Origin of the sequence: Ectopseudomonas composti, assembly GCF_900115475.1 — a bacterium.
In the GTDB taxonomy this organism is placed as follows: Bacteria; Pseudomonadota; Gammaproteobacteria; order Pseudomonadales; family Pseudomonadaceae; genus Aquipseudomonas; species Aquipseudomonas composti.
Map to the genome: position 1 here is coordinate 1 of NZ_FOWP01000002.1, position 25,991 is coordinate 25,991.

Sequence of the window (25,991 nt, forward strand, 5' to 3'; positions counted from 1 at the left end):
CCAGTCCTGGGACTGACGCCATACCGGCGACAAAGCTCCCGCACATTGCTTTCGGGTTGCCCCGCCAACAGAACAAATTCACGCCTTATCGACATAGTGCTGCGCTCCGGCCACGGCATCACTCGATCTCCCGATTCGATGAACCCCGTAAGCCTAAATGCGTTACCTATGTCTCCCGACACCCGTTACCTATGTCCCCCGGCTGAACACATGGCGCACCCTACGGCGTATCGCGGTTTGGGTAGGGGGCGCCGCGCGCACCGGATGTTTGCCTCAGTATCCTAGAACCGGGTGCCGACTCGCTCCAGCGGTCGGTAATGCGGAGGGAAGAGGGCCACTATTTCTTCCAACGGTACCGGTTTGCTGAACAGATAGCCTTGGACCTGATCGCAGTCGCGCTCCTGTAGGAACGCCAGTTGCTCGGCGGTTTCCACGCCTTCGGCGACGACCTTCAGGTGCAGGGCATGGGCCATGGCGATGATGGCGTGGACGATCTCGCGGTCCTGATTGGAGTTGGCCACGTCCTGAATGAAGGAGCGGTCGACCTTCAGCGTATCCAGCGGTAAGCGGCGCAGGTAAGCGAGCGAGGAGTAACCGGTGCCGAAGTCGTCGATGGACAGGCTGACACCCAGTGCGCGGATGTTTTCCAGCAGACCGATGGCGCGGTTGATGTTGCTCAGCAGCGCGCTCTCGGTGACCTCCAGCTCCAGGCAATGAGCAGGGCAACGCGTCGAATTCAACAACTGCTCGATACGGCCAGGTAATTGATCATTGGCCAGGTTCAGCGCTGAGCAGTTGACCGCGATCTTCAGCCCCGGATAGCCCATGTGATCCAGGCTGTTGAGGTCGAGACAGGCGCGGCGCAGCACCCAGTTGTCGAGCTGATCGATGAAGCCGTTGGCTTCGGCGATGGCGATGAAGCGTTCGGGGGTCAGTAGACCGTGCTGAGGGTGATTCCAGCGTACCAGGGCTTCGAGCTTGCTCAGTGCACCACTGCGCAGATCGATGATCGGCTGGTAGTAAAGCATCAGGCCATTGTCCTGCTGCAGAGCCTGGCGCAGGTCTTCTTCCAGCTGCAGTTCGATCGAGGCTTTCTGCTTCAGGTGCGGGTTGAAGAAATGCACCACGTTGCGGCCGCTGCCTTTGGATTGATACAGCGCCAGGTCGGCATGCTTGAGCAGTTCGTCGGCGCTATTGCCGTCCTGTGGGAACAGGCTGATACCGACGCTGGTGGTCATCACGATCTTGCGCCCCGCCAGGCCGATGGGTTCCTTCATATGCTCCAGCATGCGCGCCGCCAGTGCGCGCGGGTCGGCGTTGCTGTCGAGGCTGGCAACCACGCAGAACTCGTCGCCGCCGAAGCGCGCGATGATGTCGCGCTCACGCAGCGCGCTGCGGATACGCTGCGCCACCACACGCAGCAGCTCGTCGCCAGCATCGTGGCCGAGACTGTCATTGATGCGCTTGAAGTGATCGATATCGAGAAACATCACCGCCAGGCTGCGGCCGGTCACCGCGTGCTCCTCCAGGGTGGCGGCGAATACCCGGTTGAAACCGCGGCGGTTGAGCAGCTCGGTCAGGGGGTCGAAATGTGCTGCCTGTTCCAGCGAGGCCTTGGCCTGGTCGAGCTGCACCAACAACGTGTTGACCCGCTGCAGGTCGCGCTCCTTGTCGTCGAGCTTGCGCCCGATCCAGGCCGCGACCAGGCTCAGGCTGAGAATCAGCAGGGTGATGGAGGCGACGATCAACACCAGTTGCACGCTGTTGTCGGCACTGCGCATCTGCAGCGGCGTGCCGTCCGCCACCACCAGGTTGAGCGCGGCCATGCCGGTGTAGTGCATCGAGGCGATGGCAGCGCCCATCACCAGCGCGGCCGAATATTTCATCCAGCGCTGACGCCGCTGCGAGCCGTGGCGCACATAGCGGTTGAGCAGCAGCGCGGCGAAGCTGGCGCTGATGGCGATGACGATGGACAGGGTGAACAGGCCGCCGTGGTAGTAGGCCTGAGTCTCCGAGCGGATCGCCGCCATGCCGGTGTAGTGCATGGCGCTGATGCCCAGGCCGATGATGACTGCTGCCAATAACTGGCGTCCCAGGCCCGGGCGCGGCATAGCCATGTAGTAGAGGGCGAGGAGGGCGGCTGCCAGAGCCACCAGCAGCGACAGTACCGTGGTGGCGAGGTCGTAGCGGATGGCGACCGGCGCCTGGAACGCCAGCATGCCGATGAAGTGCATGGACCAGATGGCACCGGCCAGGCACAGCCCGCCGAGCAACCCCCAGACCAGACGCATGCTGCGCCTTAGCACCTGATCGAGGTGTTTGGCGATGGTCAGGGTGCTGAGGCTGCCGACGCTGGCGATGACGTATGACAGTGTCACGAGCCAGGGATCGTGTTCGCAGTTGAGCAGCATCTGGCCCTGCTCGGGCAGATCCGCGAGAAAGCGAATCGAGAGTCCGTCCATAGTCACCCTGCTTGGCGGCGGCTAGCGTGCCTTTTTCAGTGAAGCACAGGCACGCCAGTTCCACCTATTTTCCGTAATCGTTGAGCGAGATCACTCGGGTCTTGCCGATGCGATGGCGGTAGATCTCGCGCAGGTACTTGATCGCCTGCTTGACGCTTTCGCGCGACAGGCGGATGTCGTTGATCGAGACGAACTTCTCGGCGTCGTGGATCAGCTCACGGTACTTCTTCTCGTACATCGGCTTGATCGCATACCAGTTGGTATCGAGGATCTTCGCCGGGTCTTCGTGCTCGTTGAGCATGGCGTCGAGTTGCGCCTCGTTGAAGCGCTCGGAGACGATAAATTCGAGCATGGCGTCGTCCAGGCTGTCGTCGAAGCGGTACTGGTCACGGGCGAAGCAGCGCTTGATGTAGGCGACGATCAAGGTCAGGAAATCGTCCGACAGGCACGGGCTCTTGACGATCAGGGTGGTCAGCGACAGGTTCGCCGAGGCGCCGATCACCAGTGCGTAGCGCTTGAGTGTGGTGTTGGGGAAGAGGTTGTTGAGGTGGGTCTTGAGCCGGTTCAGGTCCATGTAGGACAGCTTGTAGTCCTTGGGCAGCGAGACGATCGACACCACCGAAGAGCAGTTCTTGAAGAAGTGCAGGTCGCTCAGTTGGGCGGCGTCGTAGCCGCTGGCCTTGTATTGCTCCAGCGCCTGGCGATAGCGCTTGGACTCGATCGGCAGCAGGCTGATGCCCTCGATGGCCTGGGTGACCTTGTTGTAGTGCGGCAGGTCAATGGAGCGGAAGAACAGATCGTCGATGTTCAGCCGTGGCGGGTGCTGTTCCTTGTCCAGCACGCGGAATTTTTCCGAGAGCTGGGCCGCCTGCTCGGGCACCACGGATTCTGCGTAGGCCACGGCTACCGGGCCGGCCAGGCTCATGAACAGGTCGTTGGCGTCGAGGCGGATGGTCTCGCCGATATCGATACCGGCGCGGCGGAAGTAGTTCTGGTCGTAGTCGCTGGTCACTGCCTGGGCGGTGAGGATGTTGAAGATCTGCTGCGAGATGTACTGGTTGGCGTGGCGCTCCATGGCGGTCACGTCGATGTTGTGGATGCTGCCGTCACCGCTTTCTTCGGCGTAGCGCATGATGTCGTTGGAGATCAGCATCATCGCGTTCCATGGGCGTATGCGGCGCATCACGCTTTCGGCGCTGTTCTGCTCGTTGTCGAAGTTGTAGGAGAAATCCCATTCCTCGGCCAGGTACTTGCACAGCAGGCGCCCGGCGTTGATGTGCAGGGCTTCGGACATTTCGCTGCGCTGGTCGGAGATGTTCGGCAGGATGCAGATGCCGCTGGTGAAGATCGGTTCGAAGACGAAACCGCGGTCGCGCTCGGCTTCGCCGTCCTCCGGCGGCTTGCTGTCGAAGGTCTTGCTCATGTAGGCGAACTGCTGCGCCAGGCCGAATTCCGACGCCATGCCCGAACCCGTGCCACCGCCGGCACTGAAGATATAGAAGTACAGCCGCGACTGGTTGGCCTTGATGCCGCACGAGTCGATCAGGTAGCTGTGGATGAACTTCCAGTCTTCGTTGGAGAAACGCTGGGTGTCCTTGTTGAGGATGATCTTGGCCAGGTACTGACCGAGGATCGGCGCGTTACCGGCACCACCGGCGTGCACCTCGGACAGGTCCATGATCTTCATCTTGCTGTAATCGTCGAGAAAGCCGCTCACTTCGCCTTTGCGCGAGAAGCGAATGCGCCCGGCGATGTCCTTGTCCAGATCGCCCAGCATCACCAGCGGCTCGATCAGAAACACCGGCTTGCTGCTCTTGCGCGGGGCGCGCAACAGGTTGCTGCGAATCCAGCGGCTGGGACGCGAGGCCTGCTCGATGGCGGCGGTGGCCTCGCTGTGGAACTCTTCCAGATAGAACTGCCGGGCGTTGTAGACCAGGGAGGCGACGTCCAGGGCGATGTTCGAGCCGCAGCGGCCAAGGCCGATCAGGCACACCGAGGGAAATTGCTGGATACGGCTCGACTCGCCTTCGTCCAGTGGCTCGCCCAGCGGAAACACCATGTTGCGCAGGCCGTCGAGGTTATCGAGGATGCGTTCGATATCGCGTTCGGTGAAATACAGATACTGCTCGCCGGTTTCACTCGACACCGGCAGCGCGGGCGGCGCCAGCAGGTTGTCGGCGAGATCGGCCAGGGTGGCTTCCTTGGTGGGGGCTACGGCGTCTTTTTTTGTTTTCATCAGTGACAGTCCGGCGAGTCAGTGGGGTATTGGCCATTGGCCACAAAATGACCAACCCCATTGGTTCTAGCACGGAAAAAAGCACTTTGCCTTATTCCCGCCGGATATGAGGCAGATTGGCATCTAGCGCCATCCATCTGCATAAACCAAGCGAATGGTCGCAGACAAAATCGGGCAAAGGCTCTAGATTGCGCGTCACCCAGCGTTCGGTGGGGGGGCCAAGGTAGGCGCCACCGCAGTAGGCCGCACGCGGATAACAAAAAGGAGACCTTGTCGTGCAGCCCAACCAGCAAGCCTCGAATGCCTGGCGCATTCTTTTCCTGCTTTTTCTGGCCAACCTGTTCAACTTCTTCGATCGCACCATCCCTGCCATCATCATCGAGCCAATCCGCCTGGAATGGGGCCTGAGCGACCTGCAGCTCGGTCTGATCGGCACGGCTTTCACCATCGTCTATGCCCTGGCCGGCATCCCGCTCGGGCGCATGGCCGACACTGGCGCACGGCGCAAGATCATGGGCTGGGGCCTGGCAGCCTGGAGCGGCCTGACCGCGCTCAACGGCCTGGCCTGGAATTTCTGGAGCTTCCTGCTGATTCGCATGGGCGTCGGTATCGGCGAGGCCAGTTACGCGCCGGCGGCCAACTCGCTGATCGGCGACCTGTTCCCGGCGCACAAGCGCTCCCGGGCCATGGGCATCTTCATGCTCGGCTTGCCGCTGGGGCTGCTGCTGGCATTCTTCACCATTGGTGCCATGGTGCAGGCCTTCGGTAGCTGGCGCGCGCCGTTTCTGATTGCCGCTGTGCCGGGACTGATCCTGGCGCTGTTTCTGTTTTTCATCCGTGAGCCGGCGCGTGGTGCCGCAGAGGCCGTACGCGTCAGCAGCGCGCCGGTGGACAAGCCGCTGCGCAAGGTGCTGGCGATCCGTACCTTCTGGTGGCTGGTGCTGGCCGGGCTGGCGTTCAATTTCGCCTCCTATGCCTGCAACTCCTTCATGGTGCCGATGCTGCAGCGCTATTTCGGCCTGGGCCTGCAGAATGCAGCCATGGCCACCGGGGTGATCGTCGGGCTTACCGGGTTGCTCGGCCTGACGGCAGGTGGCTGGATCGCCGACAAGGTGCATCAGCGCTGGGGCAATGGTCGGTTGCTGTTCGCGGCTTTCAGCATGTTGGTGGCCTGTGTGTGCACGGGCTGGGCGCTGAGTGCCGGGCGGATCGAGACCGCTGTTTTCGTCGGGGTATTCAGCCTGGGATGGCTGTTCTCCTACAACTTCTATACCTGCGTCTATACGGCGATTCAGGACGTCATCGAGCCGCGCTTGCGGGCCACGGCCATGGCGTTGTTCTTCGCCGGTCTGTATCTGCTGGGCGGTGGCCTTGGCCCACTGGCAGTCGGTTGGCTATCGGATCACTACGCGCAGGCCGCGATGCACGCGGCGGGCGCGAGCGAGATGACCGAAGCGTTCAAGGCCGTCGGGCTGCATGACGCCATGATCCTGATTCCGTTGGCGCTGTTCCTCACCCTGCTGGCGCTGCTGCAGGCGGCACGTTGCTTTCAGCGTGATGCGCTGCGTATGCGTGAGGGCTTGGCAGCAGCTGTGGCTTGATGGCGGGACGATGCACCCTACGGGAGTAAGGCCAGCGTGCTAGCAGGTAGGGTGCGCAGTGCGCACCAGTTGCTGAAATCCCAGGTTGCAGGAGCTCGGGCCGCTCTGTTCGTGGTAGGCATTGGTGCGCGCAGCACACTCTACGGCTTCAGAGTGAGGCCGTAGGACGGATGTCGTTTTTTACATCCACCAGCGCCGTGGGTCGGTAACGCGTGATCTACGGCTCTGGGTGGGTGCGCAGTTATTACTGCAGGCCTCAGGGCACCAGCAGGATCTTGCCGTCACGCTCGCCGCTGGCAGCAGCGGCCACGGCATCCTTGATGTGCTCCAGGTCGTAGGTGGCCGCGACGCGGGTCTTCAGTTTGCCGCTGGCGATCAGTTGTACCAGTTCGCCGAACACTTTCATCTGTTGCGCCGGGCTGGCCTGCTGGAACCACTTGGCCAGCCAGAAACCGCGCAGGGTCACGTCACGGAACACGAACGAGGAGGGCGAGACCTGGCAGGACTGGCCGCTCATCATGCCGTAGTTCACCAGTACGCCGCCGTTGGCCAGGGTCGCTGCCAGGTTATCGGTGCTGACGCCGCCGACGGCATCGATACCCAGGCGGACTTCGGCGCCGCCCGTGGCTGCACGCACTCGCTTGGCCAGGTCCGGGCCATCGACCAGCACCAGATCACCACCTTCGGCCTCTACGCCGGCGATAGCCGAGTCACGGCGTACCACGTTGATGGTCTTGAAACCACGCAGCTTGGCGAGCTGGATCAGGTAGCTGCCGACCCCAGAGTTGGCGGCGTTCTGGATCACCCAGTCGCCCGGCTTGAGGTCGACGAACTCGCTGAGCAGCAGCGAGGCGGTTGGCGGGTTGACCGTGAGCATGGCCAGTTGCAACGGGTCGGCATCCGGCAGCGGGATGAGTTTTTCCGCCGGAGCATTCAGGGCCGTGACCCAGGTACCGCAACCGACTGGCAGCAGCACGGTCTGGCCTACCTTGAAGTTGCTCACGCCTTCACCGAGCGCCTCGACCTTGCCCACACCTTCGTTGCCGCCCACGGCCGGCAGCGGCGGCAGCATGCCGTAGGCGCCGGTCAGGGTCAGCACGTCGGACGGATTGATCGGCGCAGCCAGCACCTTGACCCGCACCTGCCCGGCAGCGGGCGCCGGCAGTTGCAGTGGCACCGCGCTGATCACGTCCTGCGGCACCGGGCCACGTTGTTGGTATTCGGCTTTGAGCATGGTCTTGATCTCCTGAAGGCAGGCGCAAAATGCGTGCAGCCAGTCTAGCCTCGATAGGGCAAAGCGGAATGAATCGGCCGGCATCCACTCTGGTTATGAAGGTGGCCAGGCGTCTATGCTCTGGCGGGTCCGATAACGGGGTAGATGATGGTCAGATGGTGGCTGGGACTGATGTTGGCGTGCCTGAGCGCGACGGCTGCGGCGCAGGTGCTGCACGTCGGCTTCGGCACGCACAAACCGCCCTATGTCTTCGAGGGTGAGCCGCGTGGCCTGGAATATGAGCTGGTGGAGCGCGCTGCGCATAACGCTGGTTTCGAGCTGACCGCCTATTACGCGCCAATCGAGCGTCTGCATCTGATGCTGCGTCGCGGCGAGATCGACGCCATCACCACCACTCACGAGCGCAGTGGCGTGCAGGCCTTCTACTCGGACGTCTACATCCATTATCAGAATGTGGCGGTGGCGCTGGCCAAGCGTGGTTATCACATCGAGCAGATCGCTGATCTTGGCAATTACTCCGTCAGCGCCTTTCAGCGCGCGCGACTGCTGATGGGGCCGGAGTTCGAGAGCATGGCGATGAACAACCCGCGCTATCGCGAGGAGGCGCTGCAGATCAATCGTAACCGCCTGCTCTACAGCGGCCGCACCGATGTGGTGGTGGGCGACAAGCGCATCATCCGCTACCTGGACCGCGAGGTTGACGATCAGGTCGACGTGACCCAGCCACTGGCCTGGTTCGAGATCTTCCCGCCCACGCCCTACCGAGTCGGCTTTCGCCGTGACGAACAACGCCAGCGTTTCGACGAGGGGCTGCGTCTGTTGCGTGAGTCTGGCGAGTACCAGCGCATCGAGCAGCGTTACCTGACGGACTGAAACCTGAGGAAACTTTTGCGAGGCTGCCACGGCGGAGGTGCTGTTGCACTATGGTCGCTTGTCTGACGCTTGGAGACTTCACGATGCCGCGCCTGAAACCCCTCGCCGCCTTCGGTCTGGTCGCCTTGTTCGGCTATCAGCACAGCTTCGCCGAAGACCGGCAACTGAGCTCCGAACTGGGGCCATTGACCGTCCACACCGTCGCTGAAGGCCTGGCCAACCCCTGGGCCGTCGCCTTTTTGCCGGACGGGCAAGGCTACTTGGTCAGCGAGCGGCCGGGTGCGTTGCGCCGGGTAAGCGCCGAGGGTGAGGTATCCGCGCCACTGCGCGGCGTGCCCGAGGTGTTCGCGGTTGGTCAGGGTGGTTTGCTCGACGTGGTGCTATCGCCTGACTTTGCCGAGGACCGCCTGGTCTATCTGTCTTACGCCGAGGAGGGCGATGGCGCCGCCGGCACGGCTGTCGGGCGCGGCAAGCTGTCGGCTGATGCCTCTGCCCTGGAAGGCTTCGAGGTGATCTTCCGCCAGCAACCCAAGCTGTCCAGCGGCACGCACTTCGGTTCTCGCCTGGTGTTTGACCGCGACGGCTATCTGTTCATCGCCCTGGGCGACAACAACAATCGCCCCACCGCGCAGGACCTCGACAAGCTGCAGGGCAAACTGGTGCGTATCTTCCCGGACGGGCGCATCCCCGAAGACAATCCTCTCGTCAGTCGTGACGGCGTGCGTGAGGAAATCTGGTCCTACGGCCATCGCAATCAGCAGGGCGCAGCGCTCAACCCTTGGAGCGGCCACTTGTGGACTCACGAGCATGGCCCGCGTGGTGGCGACGAAATCAACATTCCCGGGGCCGGCAAGAACTACGGCTGGCCGCTGGCGACCCACGGCATCAACTACTCGATGCTGGCGATTCCCGAGGCCAAGGGCAAAACTGTGGAAGGCACCGAGCCGCCGCATCACGTCTGGGAAAAGTCACCGGCGATCAGCGGCATGGCTTTCTACGATGCTGAACGTTTCCCTGCTTGGCAGCACAACCTGTTCATCGGCGCGCTTTCCGGCCAGGCGCTGATTCGCCTGCAGCTCGATGGCGACAAGATCGTGCATGAGGAACGTTTGCTGGAGTCGTTAAACGCACGGGTACGCGACGTACGGCAGGGGGCGGACGGCTATATCTATGTGCTGACGGATGCGCCGAAAGGGCAATTGCTGCGCCTGGGTCTGGCGAGCGAGTAACGCGGAGGAGTAACGCGAGTAAAGCGGGGGAGAGGCTGGGTGCGCGATGCGCACCCGAGGCGATCACTTCTTGCTGATGGTGATCTGACGCGTGCCGCCATAAGTCTGGCCGCTGACGCCCTTGGCGATCTGCTGGATCTCGCCGCCGCCCTGCAGGAAGGCAGCAATCTGCGCCTCGATGGACTCGCGGGTTTCCACGGCAGGGGCTGGTTTGCTGACTTTGCTGGAGGAAGACTTCACGCGCAGGGTGGCCATGACCTTGATCTCTTTCAGAAGGGCGGCCGGCCATTATGCCTCATTGAGCCTCGTTCTGCTTGGTTAATCGCCCTGATGCATACCACAACGCCGCGCATGGGCGGCTTTTCGCAGCATTTATGGCTTGTTTCCCAGGCACTTACGCCACCGCACGACCGGCCGTCGATTCGCCACGCCGCCAGCCCGGTCGCCGATTAACTCGGGTAGAATGGCCGGCTGTTTTGGTGAGGTGAAACGCGATGGCCTTGATTGGGCGGATGAATTCTTTGCAGGTGGTCAAGCACACCGACTTCGGTCTGTACCTGGACGGTGGTGCGGACGGCGAAATCCTCCTGCCCAAGCGCTACATCCCCAAGGACACGCCGAGCGAAGTCGAAGACTGGCTCAACGTGTTTCTTTACCTCGACAGCGAAGACAAGCTGATCGCCACCACGCTGAAGCCGAAGATCCAGCTTGGTGAGTTCGCCAGCCTCAAGGTGGTGGACATCAACCGCGTCGGCCTGTTCTTCGACTGGGGCCTGCCCAAGGATCTGCTGCTGCCACACTCCGAAGAGAAGCGCCCGCTGCAGATCGGCGACTACTGCGTGATCTACCTCTACCTGGACAAACGCACCCGCCGCCTCACCGCTACCGCACGCCTGGATCGCCACCTGGACAAGGTGCCGGCCGACTATCAGGTGGGTCAGGAAGTCGATCTGTTGGTGGTCGAGCGTACCGATCTCGGTTTCAAGGCCATCATCGATGGCAAGCACTGGGGCCTGATCCACAAGAACGAGCTGTTCAAGTTCATCCGCAGTGGCATGCGCGAGAAGGGCTACATCAAGGAACTGCGCGCCGACGGCAAGATCAGCCTGAGTTTGCAGCCCATCGGTCATGAAGCCGCCAGCGGCCTGGCCGAGCAGATCATCGAGCGTTTACGTGCGCAGAATGGCGTGCTGGCACTGGGCGACAAGAGTCCGCCAGAGCTGATCTCCGAGCATTTCCGGGTCAGCAAGGGCAACTTCAAGAAGGCCATCGGCGGCCTCTACAAGCAGGGCCTGATCCGCATTCACGACGACCGTATCGAACTGCTCGACAGTTGATGTTGCAGTGACTTGAGCGCAAGCGCGGCAACTCGCATAATGCCGGCGTTTCCCGCCGGTGTAGCTCAGTCGGTAGAGCAGCGCACTCGTAACGCGAAGGTCGTAGGTTCGATTCCTATCTCCGGCACCATTTCCAGCAAAGGGTCAGCTTCGGCTGACCCTTTGTCGTTTCAGCGCTGAAAATTCTCTCGCGCTGTTGTCAAAGCCGGTGTGATGATGATTTTCGGGTTTCAGGCGTGAGACGTCTGGCCCTGGCTCAGATGGGAGTTGCTCATGTTCATTCGTTCGCTTGTGTTGATCTTGGCTGCGACGTTGGCCAGTGTTGCGTTCGCCGACCAGCCGCAGACCATTCGCGTCATTCCCAAGGTCTACGTCAGCCCAGGAGCCAGCGGCAGCGTTTCGGGTTCGTCGAGCTATGAGCAGCACAACCTCTATGGCGGGCAACGTCTGCCGCAGGGCAGTGTGCGCCAGGAAAGCAGCTATGGCAGCTATTCCAGCGAAACCCGTGGTGGTATCCGGCAGAGCACGGAGTATCCGGGCGGGCTGATCATCGAACGCCAGCCTGGCGGCGGCAGTTATCAACAACAACGCAGCCGCTGACGCCTCAGTGGCTGGCGGTAGTCTTGCTCTGGCCGCTGGGGGTGTCTGCGATCACCGCGCGATTGCGCCCCTCGCTCTTGGCTCGGTAGAGACATTCATCGGCGCGTTGCAGCCAGCTTTCCCAGTGCTCGCCACCGTGCAGGATGGCGCCGCCGATGGAGACGGTCACGGGGCCGCCCGGGCTTTCCAGCTCATTGGCTACCCTGCTCAGCAGGTTCTGCGCTGCGGCGCGCAGGCCCTCGGCCTCGGTGTTGGGCAGCAGCAGCAGGAATTCCTCGCCGCCGAAGCGGAACAACCGGTCTTGCTTGCGTGAACAGCGCATGATCAGTTCGACGAACGCCACCAGCACTTGGTCGCCGACGTGGTGGCCGAAGCGGTCGTTGATCTGTTTGAAATGGTCCAGGTCCATCACCAGCAGGCCGTAGCTATCGCTGTGGCGGCGATGGCTGGCCATGGCGATCTTCAGTTCTTCGTTCATCGCCCGGCGGTTGCGTGCGCCGGTAAGCGGGTCATGAATGGCCAGCAATTGCAGTTGATCGCGCTGGGTGCGGGTGCGGAAGGCGAAGATGAAGCTGAGCACGCTGGCCATCATGCAGGTGACCAGGAACGACACCATCTGGTAGTGGCTTTCGAACACGCTGTCGGGCACCAGCAGGGCGTGGCTGACCAGGCAGGCCAGTACCAATGACGTCGCCAGCAGGGCCTTGCCGGGCGTGACCATGAAAAAATTGAAGAGGATCAGCGGGTAGATCCAGAACAGGCCGTTGACCCCGAGGTTGATGGCGATCAGCGTGGAGCCGACGGAGAACACCGCAGCCAGGTAGATACCGGGTTTGACCGTGTCACGGGTGAACCAGGCGTAGAGCACGGCAAACAGTGTGGAAAAGACGATAACGGTGTCGGCGATGCCGACCAGATAGTTGCCGTTGAGCAAGCGGTAGACGGCGTAAGGAGAGATGCCGATAACGCCGAACAGCCCCATCAGGGTGATGATCGATAGCTGGAAATCATTGCGCAGGCGCTTCAGCAAGCGAGCAGTCTGGGTAGCCATAGCGTTTCTTTTCGTTGTTATGGAACAAGCATGCAGAGCTTTGACCGCTAATGGCAAGGGGCATTCCTGAGCAAAGTGCCAGTATTTTTGCCCAAGGCGACAGACTGCTTAGTGGGCGCGCAACGATAGTAATGACTTGCTGCGTTGATAGCGGGCCAGCCGTTCGGCTAGTTCGGCCGGAAGGGGTTGGTCGGCCCTGAAACCCAGGTGCTGATAGAAGCTCTGCAGGTCAGGGTGGCAGAACAGCCAGATCGGCTCGGGATGCTGGGCCAGGGCGTGATCGAGCAAGGCTGCGGCCACACCCTGGCGGCGCCGCGCGGGGGCGACGAACAGACCGGTGAGCCACTGCCCGTCTGCTACTGCCCGCAGGCTAAGAGCCGCAACGATTTCCCCCGCCAGCTCGGCGACCCAGATCTCGTCGCCAGCCTGGCTGCGCATCGGTGAGCGTTGGCTGCGGTAGAACTTGTCGACCAGTGGGCGCAGCAGGGGCGGAAGGCGGCGATAACAGAGTGGGCTCATCGGCACAGGGCAAGCGGGGCAATGGGCTATTTAAGCAGAATCAGGCAGTAGGGTGCGCCGTGCGCACCGAGGTTTTTGGCGCGCACCGGTGCGCGCCAAGAACCCTACCGGGCGATTCAGGCTGGCGCCAGGCGGCGTCGCTCGGCGCGGATCTCCGGCAGGTCGCTACGGCGCAGATAGACGCGCAGCGGCTCGCTGAGATTCACTCGATCATCGATGCGCTGATCCTGCAACCAGGCCAGGCGCTGGCGATCCAGGCGCATCAACTCGCCTTCGTCTGCGTGCCAGACGTACTCGCAGGTGGGCGTGATGGTGTCGGCCGGTACATCGAGGCCGAAGCTGTCTTCGGAGAAACGCAGCAGGTACTGCTCGGTCTTGGCGTTGTAGCCGACGAAGCCTTGCAGTTGGTCGGCGGCCTGGCAGATCTGGGCGGACGTGATACTCATGGCAAACCTCGTTTCCTGTGGGGTTTGCAGACAAGGCGAATGGTTCTGTTTATCGGCGCAGCCTAATCGCTGGCGATGTCACCCGCGTTGTCGTGGATCAAGAAACTACCGGGAGCGATTCTGACGTCACGTGCGACGGCCCTACAGGGTTGGCAGGCCACAGTGACGCCGTGCCAGCGCCGGCAATACCTGATCGCGCAGTAGCGGTGCCAGGTCGTCGGGCAGCGGTGCGGTGGTGTCGAGCCAGCGCAGTTCTTCCAGCTCGGCGGCGGGCTGAACGGCATGAGGCAGGGCGGCGCGAAAGATGTCAGCCTGCACCCAGGTGTCGGCCTCGTTGGCGGCGGGCGCCTGGAACTGGCCGACAGGCTGCAACGCTTCGGCGTGTAGTCGCAGCTCAAGTTCTTCGAGCAACTCTCGTTCGAGCGCTGACAGTGCGTCTTCGCCCGGCTCGCGTTTGCCTCCAGGTAGCATGAAGAAGCGTGTGTTGCGCTTGCGCACGAGCAGCAGGCGGCCTCGCTCGTCGAACAGACAGGCAGCGGCGATATGCAGGGTGGTTTTCATGGAGGCAGCTGTAGGCGCCCGATCCGGGCGCCCCATGCACATTAGCCGGCCAGGCCGACATAGACGTTCTGCACGTCGTCGTGACCGTCGATGGCTTCGAGGAAGGCCTCGACTTCTTCCATCTGCTCCGGCGTCAGGTTGCCTACCGGGTTCTTCGGACGGTAGCCGAGCTTGGCCGAGTTGACGGTGAAACCCTGCTCCGGCAGCGCCTTGCACACGGCGTCGAGGTCGGTCGGGTCGGTGATGAACAGAGTGGCACCCTCGTCATCAGGTACGAAGTCCTGTGCACCGGCTTCGATGGCGGCCAGTTCCGGGTCGGAGTCATCTTCGCTGCTGGCTTCGATCAGGCCAACGTGGTCGAAATCCCAGCTGACCGAGCCGGACGCACCGAGCTGGCCCTTGCGAAACAGCACGCGGATTTCGGCGACAGTGCGGTTGACGTTATCGGTCAGGCACTCGACGATCACCGGTACCTGATGCGGGGCGAAGCCTTCGTACTGGGTACGTTCGTAGTTGATCACCTCACCAGACAGCCCGGCGCCTTTCTTGATGGCGCGCTCCAGGGTGTCCTTGGGCATCGAGGCTTTCTTGGCTTGATGCACGGCCAGGCGCAGCTTGGGGTTCATGTCCGGGTCGGCGCCGTTACGCGCGGCGAGCATGATTTCCTTCACCAGCTTGCCGAAGATCTTGCCTCGGGCATTGGCGGCGGCTTCTTTGGGTTTGGCTTTCCACTGGGCGCCCATCTGGGGTCTCCTGGCCGATAGGTGATACGGCGTCGCGCCAGTCGAGGCGTGACGATCGGATAGGCTGCGGATTCTAGTGCGTTGTGCGGTCGACGGCACCTGCAATTTCCGTCGACGCTGATGCAGAGCCCGGCACAGTGGACCTGTACCGGGCGAAGGGGGCGGTCAGGCTTGGGCCGAGTGGCTACCCAGCAAAGTCTGGCCCTGTTTCTTTGCACGCTTGGCTTCGCGTTTTTCGTGCGCATTCTTCTGCGGCTTCTTCTTGCTTTCCTTGTGCGAATCTTGACTCTTGCTCATGGTGGTTACTCCGGAAAATGGATCATTGACTGGACATATACGTACTGGTCACTACCACCTCCTCGGCCACCGGGCCGTCTGCAGAGCACATTCACTGTATGCAGCATAGTTGCTGGAGAGTAATAGGTTGTAGCGAATCGTCGGTCGATATTTGGGCGGGCTTCTCTATGCTGATGTTTTCGCCTGGAGCAGGGGGCTGCCATGTTTCGTCTCGTTCATCGTCTGGGCGTCGTCCTGGTCTGTTCATGGCTGCTGCTGGGCGCCGGGTCGAGCCTGGCGCAAGAGGCGCCACAGCGTATCGGTATCATCGGTGCCGGCAATATTGGCGCTCCGTTGGCACGGCTGTGGGTCGAAGCTGGGCATGAAGTGATGATCTCCTCGCGCCATCCGGAGCGTCTGCAGCCGTTGGCCGACGAGCTGGGTGAGCGGGCGAAAGTGGGAACACCACGCGAGGCGGCGGCCTTTGGCGAGGTGATCCTGCTGGCGGTGCCTTATGCGGCAACGCCGCAGGTCGGCCGTGACTACGCCACGGAGCTGGCTGGCAAGGTACTGCTGGACGCTGGTAATCCGCGGCCTGGGCGTGACGGGCCGATGGCCGAAGAGGCTGTCGAAATGGGCGCGGGGTTGGCCTCGCAGCAGTTTTTGCCCGGCGTGCGCCTGGTGCGCGCCTTCAACGCCATCGCCGCCTACAACCTGCGCAGCCAGGCTCATCGTCAGGGTGAGAAGCTTGCCATTCCGCTGGCTGCCGATGATCAGGCGGCGCTCGAAGTGGCGGCACGCCTGGTGACGGATGCCGGCTTCGACCCGGTGATCGTCGGGCCGCTCTCCAGTGCCAAATCCTTCGACTTCAACAGTGGCGTGTCGGCGCGCATGCCCACGGCCCGAGAGCTGCGCGAGCTGCTTGATCTCTGACGAGGCTTGCCTGGCACGGCCTGGCGCAGGAACATGGCGACCCTGCGCATTCGTCAGAAGGAGTTGCTCATGTCGCGTTGGACGCTGATCAGCGGGTTGCTGCTGGTCTCGGGGGCCGCCCAGGCGGCCCCAGAACAGGTGCCGCTGTACCGGGAAATCAAGGATTGGGTAGTGGCCTGCGACAACCTGCGTGGTTGCCAGGCACTGAGCGCCCGCGACAGTTTCGAATACACCCCTCTGGTTCTGCACTTGCAGCGTGACGCGGGTGCTCAGGCACCGGTGCGGCTGTATGTGCGTGACGTCGAGCAGCGTGGCTTCTCGCCACTGCTGCTCGATGGCAAACCCCTGGCGAACGCCAAGGCCTTGCAGCGGGTGGAACAGAGCGACGAGACGTTGCTGGTCGCCGAGGGTGTCGATGCGCAGGCGCTGTTGGCCGAGTTGCGCAATGGTGAGCAACTGCGCATGCCGGCTGAGCGTGAATATGACGCCGTGGTGTCGCTCAGCGGACTTTCCGCTGCCTTGCTGCTGATGGATGCCGTACAGGGGCGGGTGGATACCCGTGGTGCGCTGTATCGTCCGGGAACACGGTCGGACAGCGAGGTGCCGCCTGCACCCTCGGCACCGCTGCTGCCTGTCTATCCAGGCACCACGCCGCTGCAGGAGGCCGAGAGCCAGGCCATCGCCCAGGCCGTGATGGCGCAGACGCGCGATGCATGGAGCGAGGAGGACATGGGCGGCGAGCCGGAGGCCGAGGCCTTCGCCCTCAACGACCGCGAGGCGTTGGTGATCATTCGCACCTGGTGCGCGGCCTACAACTGCGATTTCGCTGTCTATCGTGTCGACCGGCAACCGCCCTATGCCGAGCACGACCTGCAACTCGATGCTCTGCCGCTGGGTCATGAAGGCTTGTCGGGCTGGGTCAGCTATGCGTCGGACACCGGTGAGCTGGGCTATCTGTACAAGGGACGGGGGATTGCCGACTGCGGCGAGACGGGCGCTTGGCGCTTCGATGGCGAGCGTTTTCAGCTGGCCTCGTTCAGCTACATGGGGCGCTGTGCGGGCGGCAACCCGGGTGAGTGGCCTGAGCTATGGCGCGTGGCTGGGCCCTGATCTGGCGTATCGGGAGCGCTGGTGTGCATGGCGCGCCCTACCAACCGGTGTTTACAGGTAGCGCCAGATCAGTTGGATACCGGCCAGCAGAATGCCCAGTCGGGCGATGCGGTAGAACCACAGGTGGTTGACCCGCGACTGCAGCCACAGGCCGCTCCACACGCCCAGCGGCACGATGGGCGCGAGCATCAGGCTGAGCAGCAGGTTTTCCTGGGTGAACTGGCCCAGAGCCGCGTAGGGAAACAGCTTCGCGGCGTTGGTCAGCAGGAAGAACAGATTGATGGTGGCGACGAAGCGCACCTTGTCCAGTTGCTGCGGCATCAGGTGCATCATCACCGGCGGGCCGCCGGCGTGGGCGACGAAACTGGTGAACCCGGCCAGGCTCGACAGCAGTGTGCCACGCCCCTTGTGCAGCGGGCGTGGCGCCTGGTTGCCGAGCAGCAGTCCGAGTCCGACGAAGAGGATGGCGATGGCGCCGATCAACAAGCCAATGGCACGTTCGTCGAACAAACCGAAGGTCAGCGAGCCGATGGCGATGCCGATCACCGCGCCGGGCAGCATGACCTTGAGGTTGGCCGTATCCCATTTGCCCCAGTAGGCCTTGAGGCCCACCACATCGGCCAGGCAGAGAATCGGCAGCATCACTGCCACCGCCTGTTTCGGTGACGTGGCCAGTGCCAGCAGCGGCACGGCGATGCCGCCCAGGGCGCCACCGAAGCCGCCCTTGGACAGCCCGGTGAGAAACACCGCCGGCAGGGCGAACAGAAGGAAATCGTGCAGGGTCATGGGCTTGGCGTAACGCGACAGAAGCGCGCAGGTTAGCAGCCGCACGTGGCTGTGTGGCTTTTTTCCTCGGTCTCTGTGTCTGTCTGCTGCGCTGGGAGGCTGCTCTAATGCCTGCTCACTCAAGGCGAGGTTTGTGCTCATGTCACCCAAGGATCTGCTACTGGCGCTGCTGGTGATCGTCGTCTGGGGGCTGAACTTCGTGGTGATCAAGGTCGGCCTGCACGGCATGCCACCGATGCTGATGGGGGCTCTGCGTTTCATGCTCGCGGCATTCCCGGCGATCCTCTTCGTGCGTCGGCCGCAGGTGCCGCTGCGCTGGATGCTGGCCTATGGCATGACCATTTCGCTGGGGCAGTTCGCCTTTCTCTTCTATGCCATGTACGTCGGCATGCCGGCTGGGCTGGCATCGCTGGTGCTGCAGTCGCAGGCGTTCTTCACCCTGTTCTTCGCCGCGCTGTTTCTCGGCGAGCGTCTGCGCGGCAGCAACCTGTTCGGTTTGCTGGTGGCGGCCAGCGGCCTGGTACTGATCGGTTTGCAGGGCGGGCAGGCGATGACCCTGGCCGGCTTCGCCCTGACCATCGCTGCCGCCTCGATGTGGGCACTGGGCAACGTGGTGACGCGCAAGTTGGGCAAGGTCAACCTGGTCGGGTTGGTGGTCTGGGGCAGCCTGATCCCGCCGCTGCCGTTTCTGGCCCTGTCGCTGTGGCTGGAGGGGCCGGCGCTGATCAGCCAGTCGTTGCGCTCGCTCGGCCTGGATTCGATGCTGGTGCTGGCCTACTTGGCGTTTGGCGCCACCATTCTCGGCTATGGGCTATGGAGTCGCCTGCTGTCGCGTTATCCAGCCAGCCAGGTGGCGCCATTTTCGCTGCTGGTACCGGTGGTGGGCATCAGCTCCTCGGGGCTGTTGCTGGGCGAGCGTCTTGGCGCCTTGCAGATGGCCGGCGCGGCGCTGGTCATGGCCGGCTTACTGATCAACGTCTGGGGCGGGCGCCTGCTCGATAGCTGGCGCCAACGCGAGCCGACGCTGCCGTAGGGTGTGCTGCGCCCCTGGCCTGATCATGCCTGGCGCTCTGGTGCGCACGGCGCACCCTGCGGTGCAAATGCGCTCCGTGTCGGCTCAGTCTTGCGGGCGTTTTTCCGGTAGGCGTTCGAGAATCTGATCAAGGCGTTGCTGGATGCGTTGGTCGATCTTCTCGTGCAGGCGCATGATTTCCAGCTCGGCGCGCAGGTTAACCTCGAAGTCCAGACTCGCGGCCAGGCGATCCTTCGCCGCCTGGCGGTTCTGGCTCATCATGATGATCGGCGCCTGGATCGCGGCCAGGGTCGACAGCATCAGGTTGAGGAAGATGTAAGGGTAGGGGTCGAAGGCCATGCCGAAGTGCGACAGCACATCGGTGTTGATCAGCATCCAGCCAAGCATGGTCAGCGCGAAGCAGATGATGAAGGTCCAGGAGCCACCGACGGCCGCGACCTTGTCCGACAGCCGTTCGCCGAAACTCGACTGTTCGTCCGAGGCATCGGCGACGTCACGGCTGATGGGGCGGCGCTGGTGGATCTGTTCGAGCACATGGCTTTCTTCCGGCTCGAGTTCGTGGATTGCCTTGCCAAGTAGGTTCTGGGCAAGTTGTTGTAGCGTGTGTGGGGTGTTGTTGCTCATCGTGGCCATTCATCCGAGGCAGAGACGTCGAAGCGATGCTGAACCGCTTCAGGTGTCTTGTCATCCCTGATGTTGGCTCTCGACCTCGGTGCTTTTCATGCAGTTACGGCCGTTACTCTTGGCCCGATAAAGGGCTTGATCAGCTGCTTCGATCAACGCCAGCGCCAATACCGAGCTGTCCCGTTGATCCGGCGTCAGGTTGGCTACGCCAGCACTGACGGTGACCCTTGCGAAAGGGCTCGCTTCATGACGTAGGTGGCGCTGCTCCAGCGCCTGCATGAACGCTTGTGCCACGGCCGTGGCACCTTCGCCCGTGGTGTTCGGCAAGATCACCGCCAGTTCCTCGCCGCCGTAGCGTGCGGCCAGATCGCCGGGCCTGCGCACGCATTGTTTGAGCAGCGCCGCCACCGTGCGCAGGCAGTCATCGCCGGCTACATGGCCGTAGCGATCGTTGTAGCGCTTGAACAGATCGATATCGAGCAGCAGCAGTGACAGCGAAGAGCCACGGCGCTGGGCACGGCGAATCTCCACTTCGAGGGTCTGGTCGAAACTGCGGCGGTTGGCCAGGCCAGTCAAGCCGTCCTGGGAGGCAAGCACTTCCAGTCGTGCATTGGCATCGAGCAGTTCTTCCTTGGCGCTGAGCAACTGGCGCTCGGCGCGCATGCGGCGGCGGATGTCGACGATCAGGCGCTGGCCGATGATCCCGACGGCCACCAGCAACAGCAGAATCAGGCTGGCGAACAACTGGGCATTGTGGCGCCAGGGTTCCAGAGCGTCTTCTCGGCCAAGGGCGACGATGGTGATCAGCGGCAGGCGATCATTGCGCCGGAAGGCGTAGACACGCTCGACACCGTCGATGCGGGACGTCTGTACGATAGTACCTTCACGGTGGTCGTGCAGCCTTTGCAGAATGGGCGATTCAGACCAGTCCATGCCGACATCCTGCTCACGGAATGGTTGGCGAAACAGCAGCTTGGCGTCGCCGGTAGAAAGGCTCATCGAGCCGTGCTCGCCAAGATCCAGGCTGCCGAAGAAACTCAGAAAGCGCTCGACGTCCAGCGTCACCGCGACCACACCAGCGAAGCGCCCCTGACCATCGTTCAGCCGCCGGCTGACGGTAAAGACCCAGTCACCGGTGATGCGGCTTTTGATGGTGGGGCCAATGAAGGTGTCGGTAGAGGGATCGTCGCGGTGATGAATGAAAAAAGCGCGATCAGCGGCGTTAAGGCCCTGTTCGGGAGGGAGGGGCGATGACAGTTGGCGATTGCCTAGCTGGTCATAGATGACGATGGCATTGGCCAGGCCAAGCACTTCACTCTGCTTCTGCAATAGCGCCTCGAGGCGCTCTGGTTGTTGAGTCGCCGGGCCGTTCTGCAGGCGATCGCTCAACTCGATTAAGACCAGTTCGGATTGCCGAATGACCCCTTCCGCGTAGTTGTCCAGCGCCTGAACCAGGTTGAGGTTGGCGACGTTCAACTCATGCAACGCGCGCTCACGAGAGAACCAGACCTGCCAGGCGGTGAGCAACGCCAGCGACAGGCAAATGAATACCAGCAGAATGGAGGTGAGCCGAATACCGCGTTTCATGTCTGAAACCCAGAGCCCTACTGCAGGAATGTTGGAAAAGGCTTGGGAAAAAGAAGAGCCGCAGTGGCGGCCCTTCCGTTATGTACCATCAGTCCTGGCGGCTGGTGACTTCCAGCAGGTGATAGCCGAACTGGGTCTTCACCGGACCTTGCACCACGCCAACCGGCGCGCTGAAGACCACGGTGTCGAATTCCTTGACCATCTGGCCGGGGCCGAACGAGCCCAGGTCGCCGCCGCTACGGCCGGACGGGCAGGAGGAGTTGTCTTTGGCCAACTGGGCGAAGTCGGCGCCGCCTTCGATGGCGGTTTTCAGTTCGTTGCACTTGTCTTCGCTGGCAACCAGGATGTGGCGGGCAGTGGCGCGGGCCATGGGAGTACCTCCTATCAATGAAGGTGCAGAGCCTAGCGCAATCGCCTCGACAAGCAAACGGTAGGCCGTTCGTCCATCTGTCAGGAGTCGTTTCGGCATCCGGCTTGTCCCAACTTCTGTAAGCGGGCATTGGCCCTTAACTCAGGCTCCACCGAGGAGACTTGCAGATGAACACCCTGAGCATCGACGGTTGGCGCAAGGCCGATAACGACAGTAAATCCGTCCCCATCGGTACCCTGCAGTTCCATGTCAGTGAGGCGGAGCACCTGCGCCTGGAACAGACCGAGGAGGAGCTGCAGCGCAGCGGGGTCAGAGACGCGATGATCGACGCCGACATGCAGACCTTGGCGCTGGTCATGCCGGATGGCTTCGGCCCGCTAAGTGAATGCAAGTGGCGCGTGTACATTGGCGGCGAGGCGTCGCGTGGCCAGTTTCATCTGCTCGGCTACAGCGCCGCAGATGGCTGCCTGATCTACAGCAACGCGGTAATGGTCGATCTGCTGGGTTGACCGCCGCGGGCAAAACCTTGCCTCGGAGTGGCAAGCCGCTGCCACGATGTACTGCGCAGGCCTCGTATTCACTGGCCTGCAGCGGCTGGCCCGGAATCTGCTTTGCATGAGCAAACGGATTTCGCGGAGGCCCCATGACCAGTATCAACAACAGCACGCCTGCCATGCTCAGTTACTACGGCAGCCAGCTCAACAATCGTTCGAGTTCGACCAGCGGCGAGGCCGATGGGCAGGCCAGCCAGGATCCGATTGCCGATCTACGGCGTTTTGCCAAGCAGGTGGTGGCGCGCAGCGAGGGCGGCTTGTTGCGCGCCATGAACGGTGGCGCATCGAACTCCAGCAGCGCCGTGCAGCGCAGCGCCGACAGCCAGCCGGCGAAACCTTCGGTGATTCAGTTGCCGGACGTGATGCAGCTGGATCGTGACGATGCCGCCAAGCTGCTGCAGCAGGTGCAGAAGATGGTGGATGCCGGTCTCGATGGCAGTGTGCGCATCGCTGGGCACAATGGCGACCAGCAGACCGACTCGCTGGAAACCTATCGCCAGTGGTTGCAGGAAAAAGGCGGAGTCAGCGTCTACGCCTGATCTGCCTCCGCTCAGTCCAGGGCGGGCGCCATGTTCTCTTGAGTGATCACCCGGTTACGCCCGGCGCGCTTGGCCGCGTAGGTGCGCCTGTCTGCCGCTTGCATCAGCTCGTCCAGTGATTGCCCGTCCACCCCGAAACAGGCCACGCCAGCGCTCAGCGTCATGTGCAGTGTGCTGTCATCCACGACCAGCGGCTCGGCAGCCAGGCGCTCGCGCAGGCTCTCGGCAATGTCACGCGCCTGCGCCGTCTTGCTGCCTGACAACAGCACGGCAAACTCCTCGCCGCCCAGGCGACAGAACAGATCATTGATGCGCAGGCGCTGCGCCAGCACCTTGGCGAAGTGAGCCAGGGCGCGGTCGCCGACTTCATGGCCGAAGCGGTCGTTGATCTGCTTGAAGTGATCGATATCGATGAACACCAGCGAAAGCGGCGTACCGTTGCGCAGGGCGTGGGCGCGCTCGCGCTCGAAAACCTCCGCCAGCTTCAGCCGGTTCGGCAGGCCGGTCAGGGCATCGGTAGTGGCCTGCTCGGTCAGGCGTTTTTCGTTGAGAATGCGGCTGCGTTCATAAATGTGCGCGAAGATCATCACTGCCAGACTGGCCAGGCCGAGGTTGGCGATGATCTCCACGTTCTGCAGGATTTCGTCGGAAGAAAACCGCCGACTGAAGACGAACAGGCCGATGCCCACGAACAGAATCGAGCCGTACATCCCCAGGCGCAGCCCCAATAGCAGGTAGCAGATGATCGGAATTGTCTGTATCCAGGCGAACACCGCGAAGCTAGTGGTGGTCTGAGCCAGCGCCACAATCATGATGCTGAAGAACGGCAGCAGGTAAATCGCGGTCAATAGCTGCAGATTGCTCGTTTTATCGATGATGGTCAGCAGATACAGCGACACGCCGGCGTAGCCGATCTCCAGACCAGCCAGCAGCCAGTTGTCGTGCATCAGATTGACCACCGAGAAGAACAAACCGCCGATCATGGTGATCCATAGCAAGGCTTTGAGGACCAGGCGGCGATGTTGTTCGGTCTTTGCGAAGTAACCGGGCATCAGTGTTCTCGAGCGGGAGAGGCGAGTGCGTAAGGTGTGTGATGACGATAGATGGCGTCATGCAGGAACCCTGCCGTTCGTCCGCGATGCCAGTGCACGCGGGCGTTCGAAGGGACTAGGAAGCCGGCAGTGATCCTGTGCCGGGAAATGCGTCAGAATCACGACGTTAGTTGGGAGAGGGCTGTATGACAACAACAACGAGCAAATGGGGATGGCAAGCCTGCCTGCTGGCGCTGCTGTTTATGGGCGTATGGAGCGCGGCTCAGGCCGCTGAGGATCAGGTGCTGATCGAGACGATCAACGCCTATCGCAGTGAGGTGCAACGCTGTGGCGTGCAGGCCTCCGAGCCTCTGCCGCCGTTGGCCAACGACCCACGCCTGATACTGTCTGCCAATGGCACTGCAGATCTGCAGGATTCGTTGAGCGCTGCCGGTTATCCACTGGTCAACGTCCAGGCCATCACGCTCTCGGGGCCGCGCAACGCACAGGCCGCCATGCAGGCGCTGAGCGAAAGCTTCTGCCGTGTGCTGCTCGACCCGCAGTTCATCGATATTGGCGTCAGCCAGCATGACCGCGACTGGCGCATCGTTCTCGCCCGCCCGCTGCTCAGCGGGCGCCTGCAAACCTGGCAGACCGAGGGGGAAAGTCTGTTGCTGCAGATCAACTCGGCCCGCGCCGAGGCACGCCAATGTGGTGACCAGCGCTTTGCTGCCGCCGCGCCACTGGTATGGAACGCCGAGTTGGGCAGCGCCGCCGAGAGCCATAGCCGGGCTATGGCCAACGGCAACTTCTTCGCTCACCAGGGGCCTGACGGTCTGACGCCGGGTGACCGAGCCGAGCTGGCGGGTTACAGCGGTACCAAGGTCGGTGAGAACATCGCTGCCGCACTGGATACCACCGCCAAGGTGGTCGAGGGTTGGCTGGCCAGTTCCGGGCACTGCGCCAACATCATGAACCCGGAGTTCAGCGAGCTAGGCGCCGCCTATGCCAACGACCCGCAGAGCGACGCTGGCATCTATTGGACGGCGTTGTTCGGCGGTGAGTGAGTGTTTGCGTCAGTTGACGCCGAACACCTTGGCCAGGTGCTGTTCGTAGCGCGCCACGTCGTGCTCGATGCTCGGCACTTTCATCACGTCATTGCAGATGAAGGTGGGCAGGCCAGTCATTCCGAGGAATTCGTTGGCCTTGTGGAAGGGGAAGTACACTGCATCCACGCCTTTGCCTTCGAAGAAGTCGGTCGGGTCTTCGAAGGCCTGCACCGGGGCGTTCCAGGTCAGCGACAGCATGTACTGTTTGCCCTGGATCAGCCCGCCGCTGCCGTACTTCTGCGACGCATCGGAGCGGGTACGGCCGTCGTTGGCGTACAGGCTGCCGTGGCCTTCGGTGAACACCTCGTCCAGATACTTCTTGACCGTCCAGGGCGCCCCCATCCACCAGCCGGGCATCTGGTAGATCACCACGTCGGCCCAGAGGAATTTCTGCACTTCTTCTTCCACGTCGTAGCCACCGTCGATGAAGGTGGTCTTGACGTCGAAACCGGCGCGATCGAGAAAGGCCACCGCCGCATCATGCAGGGTGGTGTTGTATTGGCCGTGGGAATGGGCGAATGCTTTGCCGCCGTTGAGCAGGAGGATCTTTTTCATCGGGGTTCTCCAGAAAATGTGGCGGCAGGTTATCGAGCCCTGCGCGTGCGAAACACCCCGGAACGGTCAAATCATTGTTGACTGAAAGTCATGAAAGGTTCGGCGAATGCTGCGATATGGTGAGGCATCTTCCCATGTCGAGAAACCTACCTCATGTACGGCTTCATCCTTCACGCCCATACCAAGCCCGAGCAGGCTGATGCCTTCGAGCAGCTGTTTCGCAGCTATGTCGAACCCAGCCGCGCCGAGCCCGGCTGCATCGAATATCACATGCTGCGCGATGCGCAGGATCCGACGCTGTTCATCTTCTACGAGGTGTGGGCATCACCGGAGGCTTTCGAGCTGCACGTGGCCCTGCCGCATATGCGCGAATTTCACGACAAGCGCATGGACTACCTGCGCCGTGATTTCGAGATCCGCGAGATCGAGATGCTCAGCCCGGCCCGTCGAGTGAGTCGCTGAAAACCCGGTGCGCATGGCGCACCCTACTGGGTACATCGTTCTTGGTGCGCACGACCTGGGCGGCCCCGCGACACCCTACGGTGCGCGTCGCTGTTGTAGGGTGCGCTGTGCGCACCGAGGCCAAGACGAT

At 62.3% G+C, this 25,991-nt stretch carries 28 protein-coding genes, 1 tRNA gene and 1 pseudogene; 13 read left to right on the forward strand and 17 right to left on the reverse strand.

The genetic code is table 11. The features are described 5' to 3' along the window. From BM059_RS25585 to BM059_RS03700, 3 genes and pseudogenes are all read right to left on the reverse strand, one after another. Positions 1 to 119, reverse strand: a pseudogene (locus tag BM059_RS25585) (IS481 family transposase); the annotation flags it as partial. A 162-nt stretch (positions 120 to 281) separates the two neighbouring features. Continuing rightward, a complete protein-coding gene (locus BM059_RS03695; protein ID WP_074936819.1) occupies positions 282 to 2,462 on the reverse strand; it encodes a putative bifunctional diguanylate cyclase/phosphodiesterase in 2,181 nt (726 codons plus the stop codon). A 64-nt stretch (positions 2,463 to 2,526) separates the two neighbouring features. Next, complete coding sequence (locus BM059_RS03700; protein ID WP_037004382.1) at positions 2,527 to 4,698, reverse strand: hypothetical protein; 2,172 nt, start codon at positions 4,696 to 4,698, stop codon at positions 2,527 to 2,529. A gap of 275 nt (positions 4,699 to 4,973) precedes the next feature. Between BM059_RS03700 and BM059_RS03705 the strand changes: the two genes are divergently transcribed. Beyond that, entirely contained in the window at positions 4,974 to 6,299 is a 1,326-nt protein-coding gene (locus BM059_RS03705) for a spinster family MFS transporter (RefSeq protein WP_074936821.1), read from the forward strand. Positions 6,300 to 6,555: 256 nt separating this feature from the next. On the opposite strand, the gene BM059_RS03710 is transcribed toward BM059_RS03705, so the two are convergent. Continuing rightward, complete coding sequence (locus BM059_RS03710) at positions 6,556 to 7,533, reverse strand: zinc-dependent alcohol dehydrogenase family protein (RefSeq protein WP_074936823.1); 978 nt, start codon at positions 7,531 to 7,533, stop codon at positions 6,556 to 6,558. A 171-nt stretch (positions 7,534 to 7,704) separates the two neighbouring features. Here BM059_RS03710 and BM059_RS03715 point away from each other — a divergent pair, with 171 nt between their 5' ends. After that, positions 7,705 to 8,406: a substrate-binding periplasmic protein gene (locus BM059_RS03715; RefSeq protein ID WP_083413222.1), complete on the forward strand. Its 702-nt coding sequence runs from the start codon at positions 7,705 to 7,707 to the stop codon at positions 8,404 to 8,406. A gap of 83 nt (positions 8,407 to 8,489) precedes the next feature. Beyond that, positions 8,490 to 9,635, forward strand: coding sequence for a PQQ-dependent sugar dehydrogenase (locus BM059_RS03720; RefSeq protein WP_074936827.1), 1,146 nt, complete (start codon positions 8,490 to 8,492; stop codon positions 9,633 to 9,635). A gap of 63 nt (positions 9,636 to 9,698) precedes the next feature. On the opposite strand, the gene BM059_RS03725 is transcribed toward BM059_RS03720, so the two are convergent. Next, positions 9,699 to 9,890, reverse strand: a complete 192-nt coding sequence (locus BM059_RS03725) for a hypothetical protein (RefSeq protein WP_003462311.1) — start codon at positions 9,888 to 9,890, stop codon at positions 9,699 to 9,701. 239 nt (positions 9,891 to 10,129) lie between these two features. Between BM059_RS03725 and BM059_RS03730 the strand changes: the two genes are divergently transcribed. From BM059_RS03730 to BM059_RS03740, 3 genes are all read left to right on the forward strand, one after another. Beyond that, positions 10,130 to 10,972 carry a CvfB family protein gene (locus BM059_RS03730; protein ID WP_037004371.1) on the forward strand — a complete coding sequence of 281 codons (843 nt, stop codon included), beginning with the start codon at positions 10,130 to 10,132 and terminating at the stop codon, positions 10,970 to 10,972. 54 nt (positions 10,973 to 11,026) lie between these two features. Beyond that, a tRNA-Thr gene (locus BM059_RS03735) sits at positions 11,027 to 11,102 on the forward strand. A gap of 143 nt (positions 11,103 to 11,245) precedes the next feature. After that, positions 11,246 to 11,572, forward strand: a complete 327-nt coding sequence (locus BM059_RS03740) for a hypothetical protein (RefSeq protein ID WP_074936829.1) — start codon at positions 11,246 to 11,248, stop codon at positions 11,570 to 11,572. 4 nt (positions 11,573 to 11,576) lie between these two features. Here the strand turns inward: BM059_RS03740 and BM059_RS03745 are convergent, their stop codons facing one another. From BM059_RS03745 to BM059_RS25705, 6 genes are all read right to left on the reverse strand, one after another. Then, complete coding sequence (locus BM059_RS03745; RefSeq protein ID WP_037004368.1) at positions 11,577 to 12,623, reverse strand: GGDEF domain-containing protein; 1,047 nt, start codon at positions 12,621 to 12,623, stop codon at positions 11,577 to 11,579. A gap of 108 nt (positions 12,624 to 12,731) precedes the next feature. After that, a complete protein-coding gene (locus tag BM059_RS03750; RefSeq protein WP_037004366.1) occupies positions 12,732 to 13,142 on the reverse strand; it encodes a GNAT family N-acetyltransferase in 411 nt (136 codons plus the stop codon). 116 nt (positions 13,143 to 13,258) lie between these two features. After that, a complete protein-coding gene (locus BM059_RS03755) occupies positions 13,259 to 13,588 on the reverse strand; it encodes a DUF2025 family protein (RefSeq protein ID WP_037004364.1) in 330 nt (109 codons plus the stop codon). A gap of 141 nt (positions 13,589 to 13,729) precedes the next feature. After that, positions 13,730 to 14,149 carry an NUDIX hydrolase gene (locus tag BM059_RS03760; protein ID WP_074936832.1) on the reverse strand — a complete coding sequence of 140 codons (420 nt, stop codon included), beginning with the start codon at positions 14,147 to 14,149 and terminating at the stop codon, positions 13,730 to 13,732. A gap of 41 nt (positions 14,150 to 14,190) precedes the next feature. After that, the gene (locus BM059_RS03765; protein ID WP_037004360.1) at positions 14,191 to 14,892 is read right to left on the reverse strand and encodes a YebC/PmpR family DNA-binding transcriptional regulator; all 702 of its coding nucleotides are present in this window, start codon (positions 14,890 to 14,892) and stop codon (positions 14,191 to 14,193) included. Positions 14,893 to 15,057: 165 nt separating this feature from the next. Then, on the reverse strand, positions 15,058 to 15,189 hold the full coding sequence (locus BM059_RS25705; protein WP_260619723.1) for a hypothetical protein: 132 nt from the start codon (positions 15,187 to 15,189) through the stop codon (positions 15,058 to 15,060). A gap of 201 nt (positions 15,190 to 15,390) precedes the next feature. Between BM059_RS25705 and BM059_RS03770 the strand changes: the two genes are divergently transcribed. Together BM059_RS03770 and BM059_RS03775 are read left to right on the forward strand one after the other, a co-directional pair. Next, positions 15,391 to 16,101 (forward strand): NADPH-dependent F420 reductase, encoded by a 711-nt coding sequence (locus BM059_RS03770; protein ID WP_074936834.1) that lies wholly within the window; start codon positions 15,391 to 15,393, stop codon positions 16,099 to 16,101. Positions 16,102 to 16,170: 69 nt separating this feature from the next. After that, positions 16,171 to 17,211 carry a DUF1176 domain-containing protein gene (locus BM059_RS03775; protein WP_074937411.1) on the forward strand — a complete coding sequence of 347 codons (1,041 nt, stop codon included), beginning with the start codon at positions 16,171 to 16,173 and terminating at the stop codon, positions 17,209 to 17,211. Between the two features lie 51 nt (positions 17,212 to 17,262). On the opposite strand, the gene BM059_RS03780 is transcribed toward BM059_RS03775, so the two are convergent. Then, on the reverse strand, positions 17,263 to 17,997 hold the full coding sequence (locus BM059_RS03780) for a sulfite exporter TauE/SafE family protein (protein WP_037004393.1): 735 nt from the start codon (positions 17,995 to 17,997) through the stop codon (positions 17,263 to 17,265). Between the two features lie 139 nt (positions 17,998 to 18,136). Between BM059_RS03780 and BM059_RS03785 the strand changes: the two genes are divergently transcribed. Further along, positions 18,137 to 19,030, forward strand: a complete 894-nt coding sequence (locus tag BM059_RS03785) for an EamA family transporter (RefSeq protein WP_074936836.1) — start codon at positions 18,137 to 18,139, stop codon at positions 19,028 to 19,030. A gap of 84 nt (positions 19,031 to 19,114) precedes the next feature. Here BM059_RS03785 and BM059_RS03790 read toward each other — a convergent pair whose 3' ends face one another. From BM059_RS03790 to BM059_RS03800, 3 genes are all read right to left on the reverse strand, one after another. Further along, positions 19,115 to 19,654, reverse strand: coding sequence for a DUF1003 domain-containing protein (locus BM059_RS03790; RefSeq protein ID WP_037004354.1), 540 nt, complete (start codon positions 19,652 to 19,654; stop codon positions 19,115 to 19,117). Positions 19,655 to 19,714: 60 nt separating this feature from the next. Further along, positions 19,715 to 21,241: a sensor domain-containing diguanylate cyclase gene (locus tag BM059_RS03795; protein WP_074936838.1), complete on the reverse strand. Its 1,527-nt coding sequence runs from the start codon at positions 21,239 to 21,241 to the stop codon at positions 19,715 to 19,717. Between the two features lie 88 nt (positions 21,242 to 21,329). Further along, positions 21,330 to 21,611: a peptidylprolyl isomerase gene (locus BM059_RS03800; protein WP_037004350.1), complete on the reverse strand. Its 282-nt coding sequence runs from the start codon at positions 21,609 to 21,611 to the stop codon at positions 21,330 to 21,332. 167 nt (positions 21,612 to 21,778) lie between these two features. Between BM059_RS03800 and BM059_RS03805 the strand changes: the two genes are divergently transcribed. Further along, complete coding sequence (locus BM059_RS03805; RefSeq protein WP_037004348.1) at positions 21,779 to 22,120, forward strand: hypothetical protein; 342 nt, start codon at positions 21,779 to 21,781, stop codon at positions 22,118 to 22,120. Between the two features lie 134 nt (positions 22,121 to 22,254). Then, positions 22,255 to 22,704 (forward strand): hypothetical protein, encoded by a 450-nt coding sequence (locus tag BM059_RS03810; protein WP_074936840.1) that lies wholly within the window; start codon positions 22,255 to 22,257, stop codon positions 22,702 to 22,704. Between the two features lie 11 nt (positions 22,705 to 22,715). Here BM059_RS03810 and BM059_RS03815 read toward each other — a convergent pair whose 3' ends face one another. Then, on the reverse strand, positions 22,716 to 23,756 hold the full coding sequence (locus BM059_RS03815; protein ID WP_074936842.1) for a GGDEF domain-containing protein: 1,041 nt from the start codon (positions 23,754 to 23,756) through the stop codon (positions 22,716 to 22,718). A gap of 242 nt (positions 23,757 to 23,998) precedes the next feature. Here BM059_RS03815 and BM059_RS03820 point away from each other — a divergent pair, with 242 nt between their 5' ends. Continuing rightward, positions 23,999 to 24,802 (forward strand): CAP domain-containing protein, encoded by an 804-nt coding sequence (locus BM059_RS03820; protein WP_074936843.1) that lies wholly within the window; start codon positions 23,999 to 24,001, stop codon positions 24,800 to 24,802. Between the two features lie 9 nt (positions 24,803 to 24,811). On the opposite strand, the gene BM059_RS03825 is transcribed toward BM059_RS03820, so the two are convergent. Then, positions 24,812 to 25,399 carry an NADPH:quinone oxidoreductase MdaB gene (locus tag BM059_RS03825; RefSeq protein WP_037004341.1) on the reverse strand — a complete coding sequence of 196 codons (588 nt, stop codon included), beginning with the start codon at positions 25,397 to 25,399 and terminating at the stop codon, positions 24,812 to 24,814. Positions 25,400 to 25,552: 153 nt separating this feature from the next. Here BM059_RS03825 and BM059_RS03830 point away from each other — a divergent pair, with 153 nt between their 5' ends. Beyond that, complete coding sequence (locus tag BM059_RS03830) at positions 25,553 to 25,861, forward strand: putative quinol monooxygenase (RefSeq protein WP_074936845.1); 309 nt, start codon at positions 25,553 to 25,555, stop codon at positions 25,859 to 25,861. Positions 25,862 to 25,991: the final 130 nt, after the last annotated feature.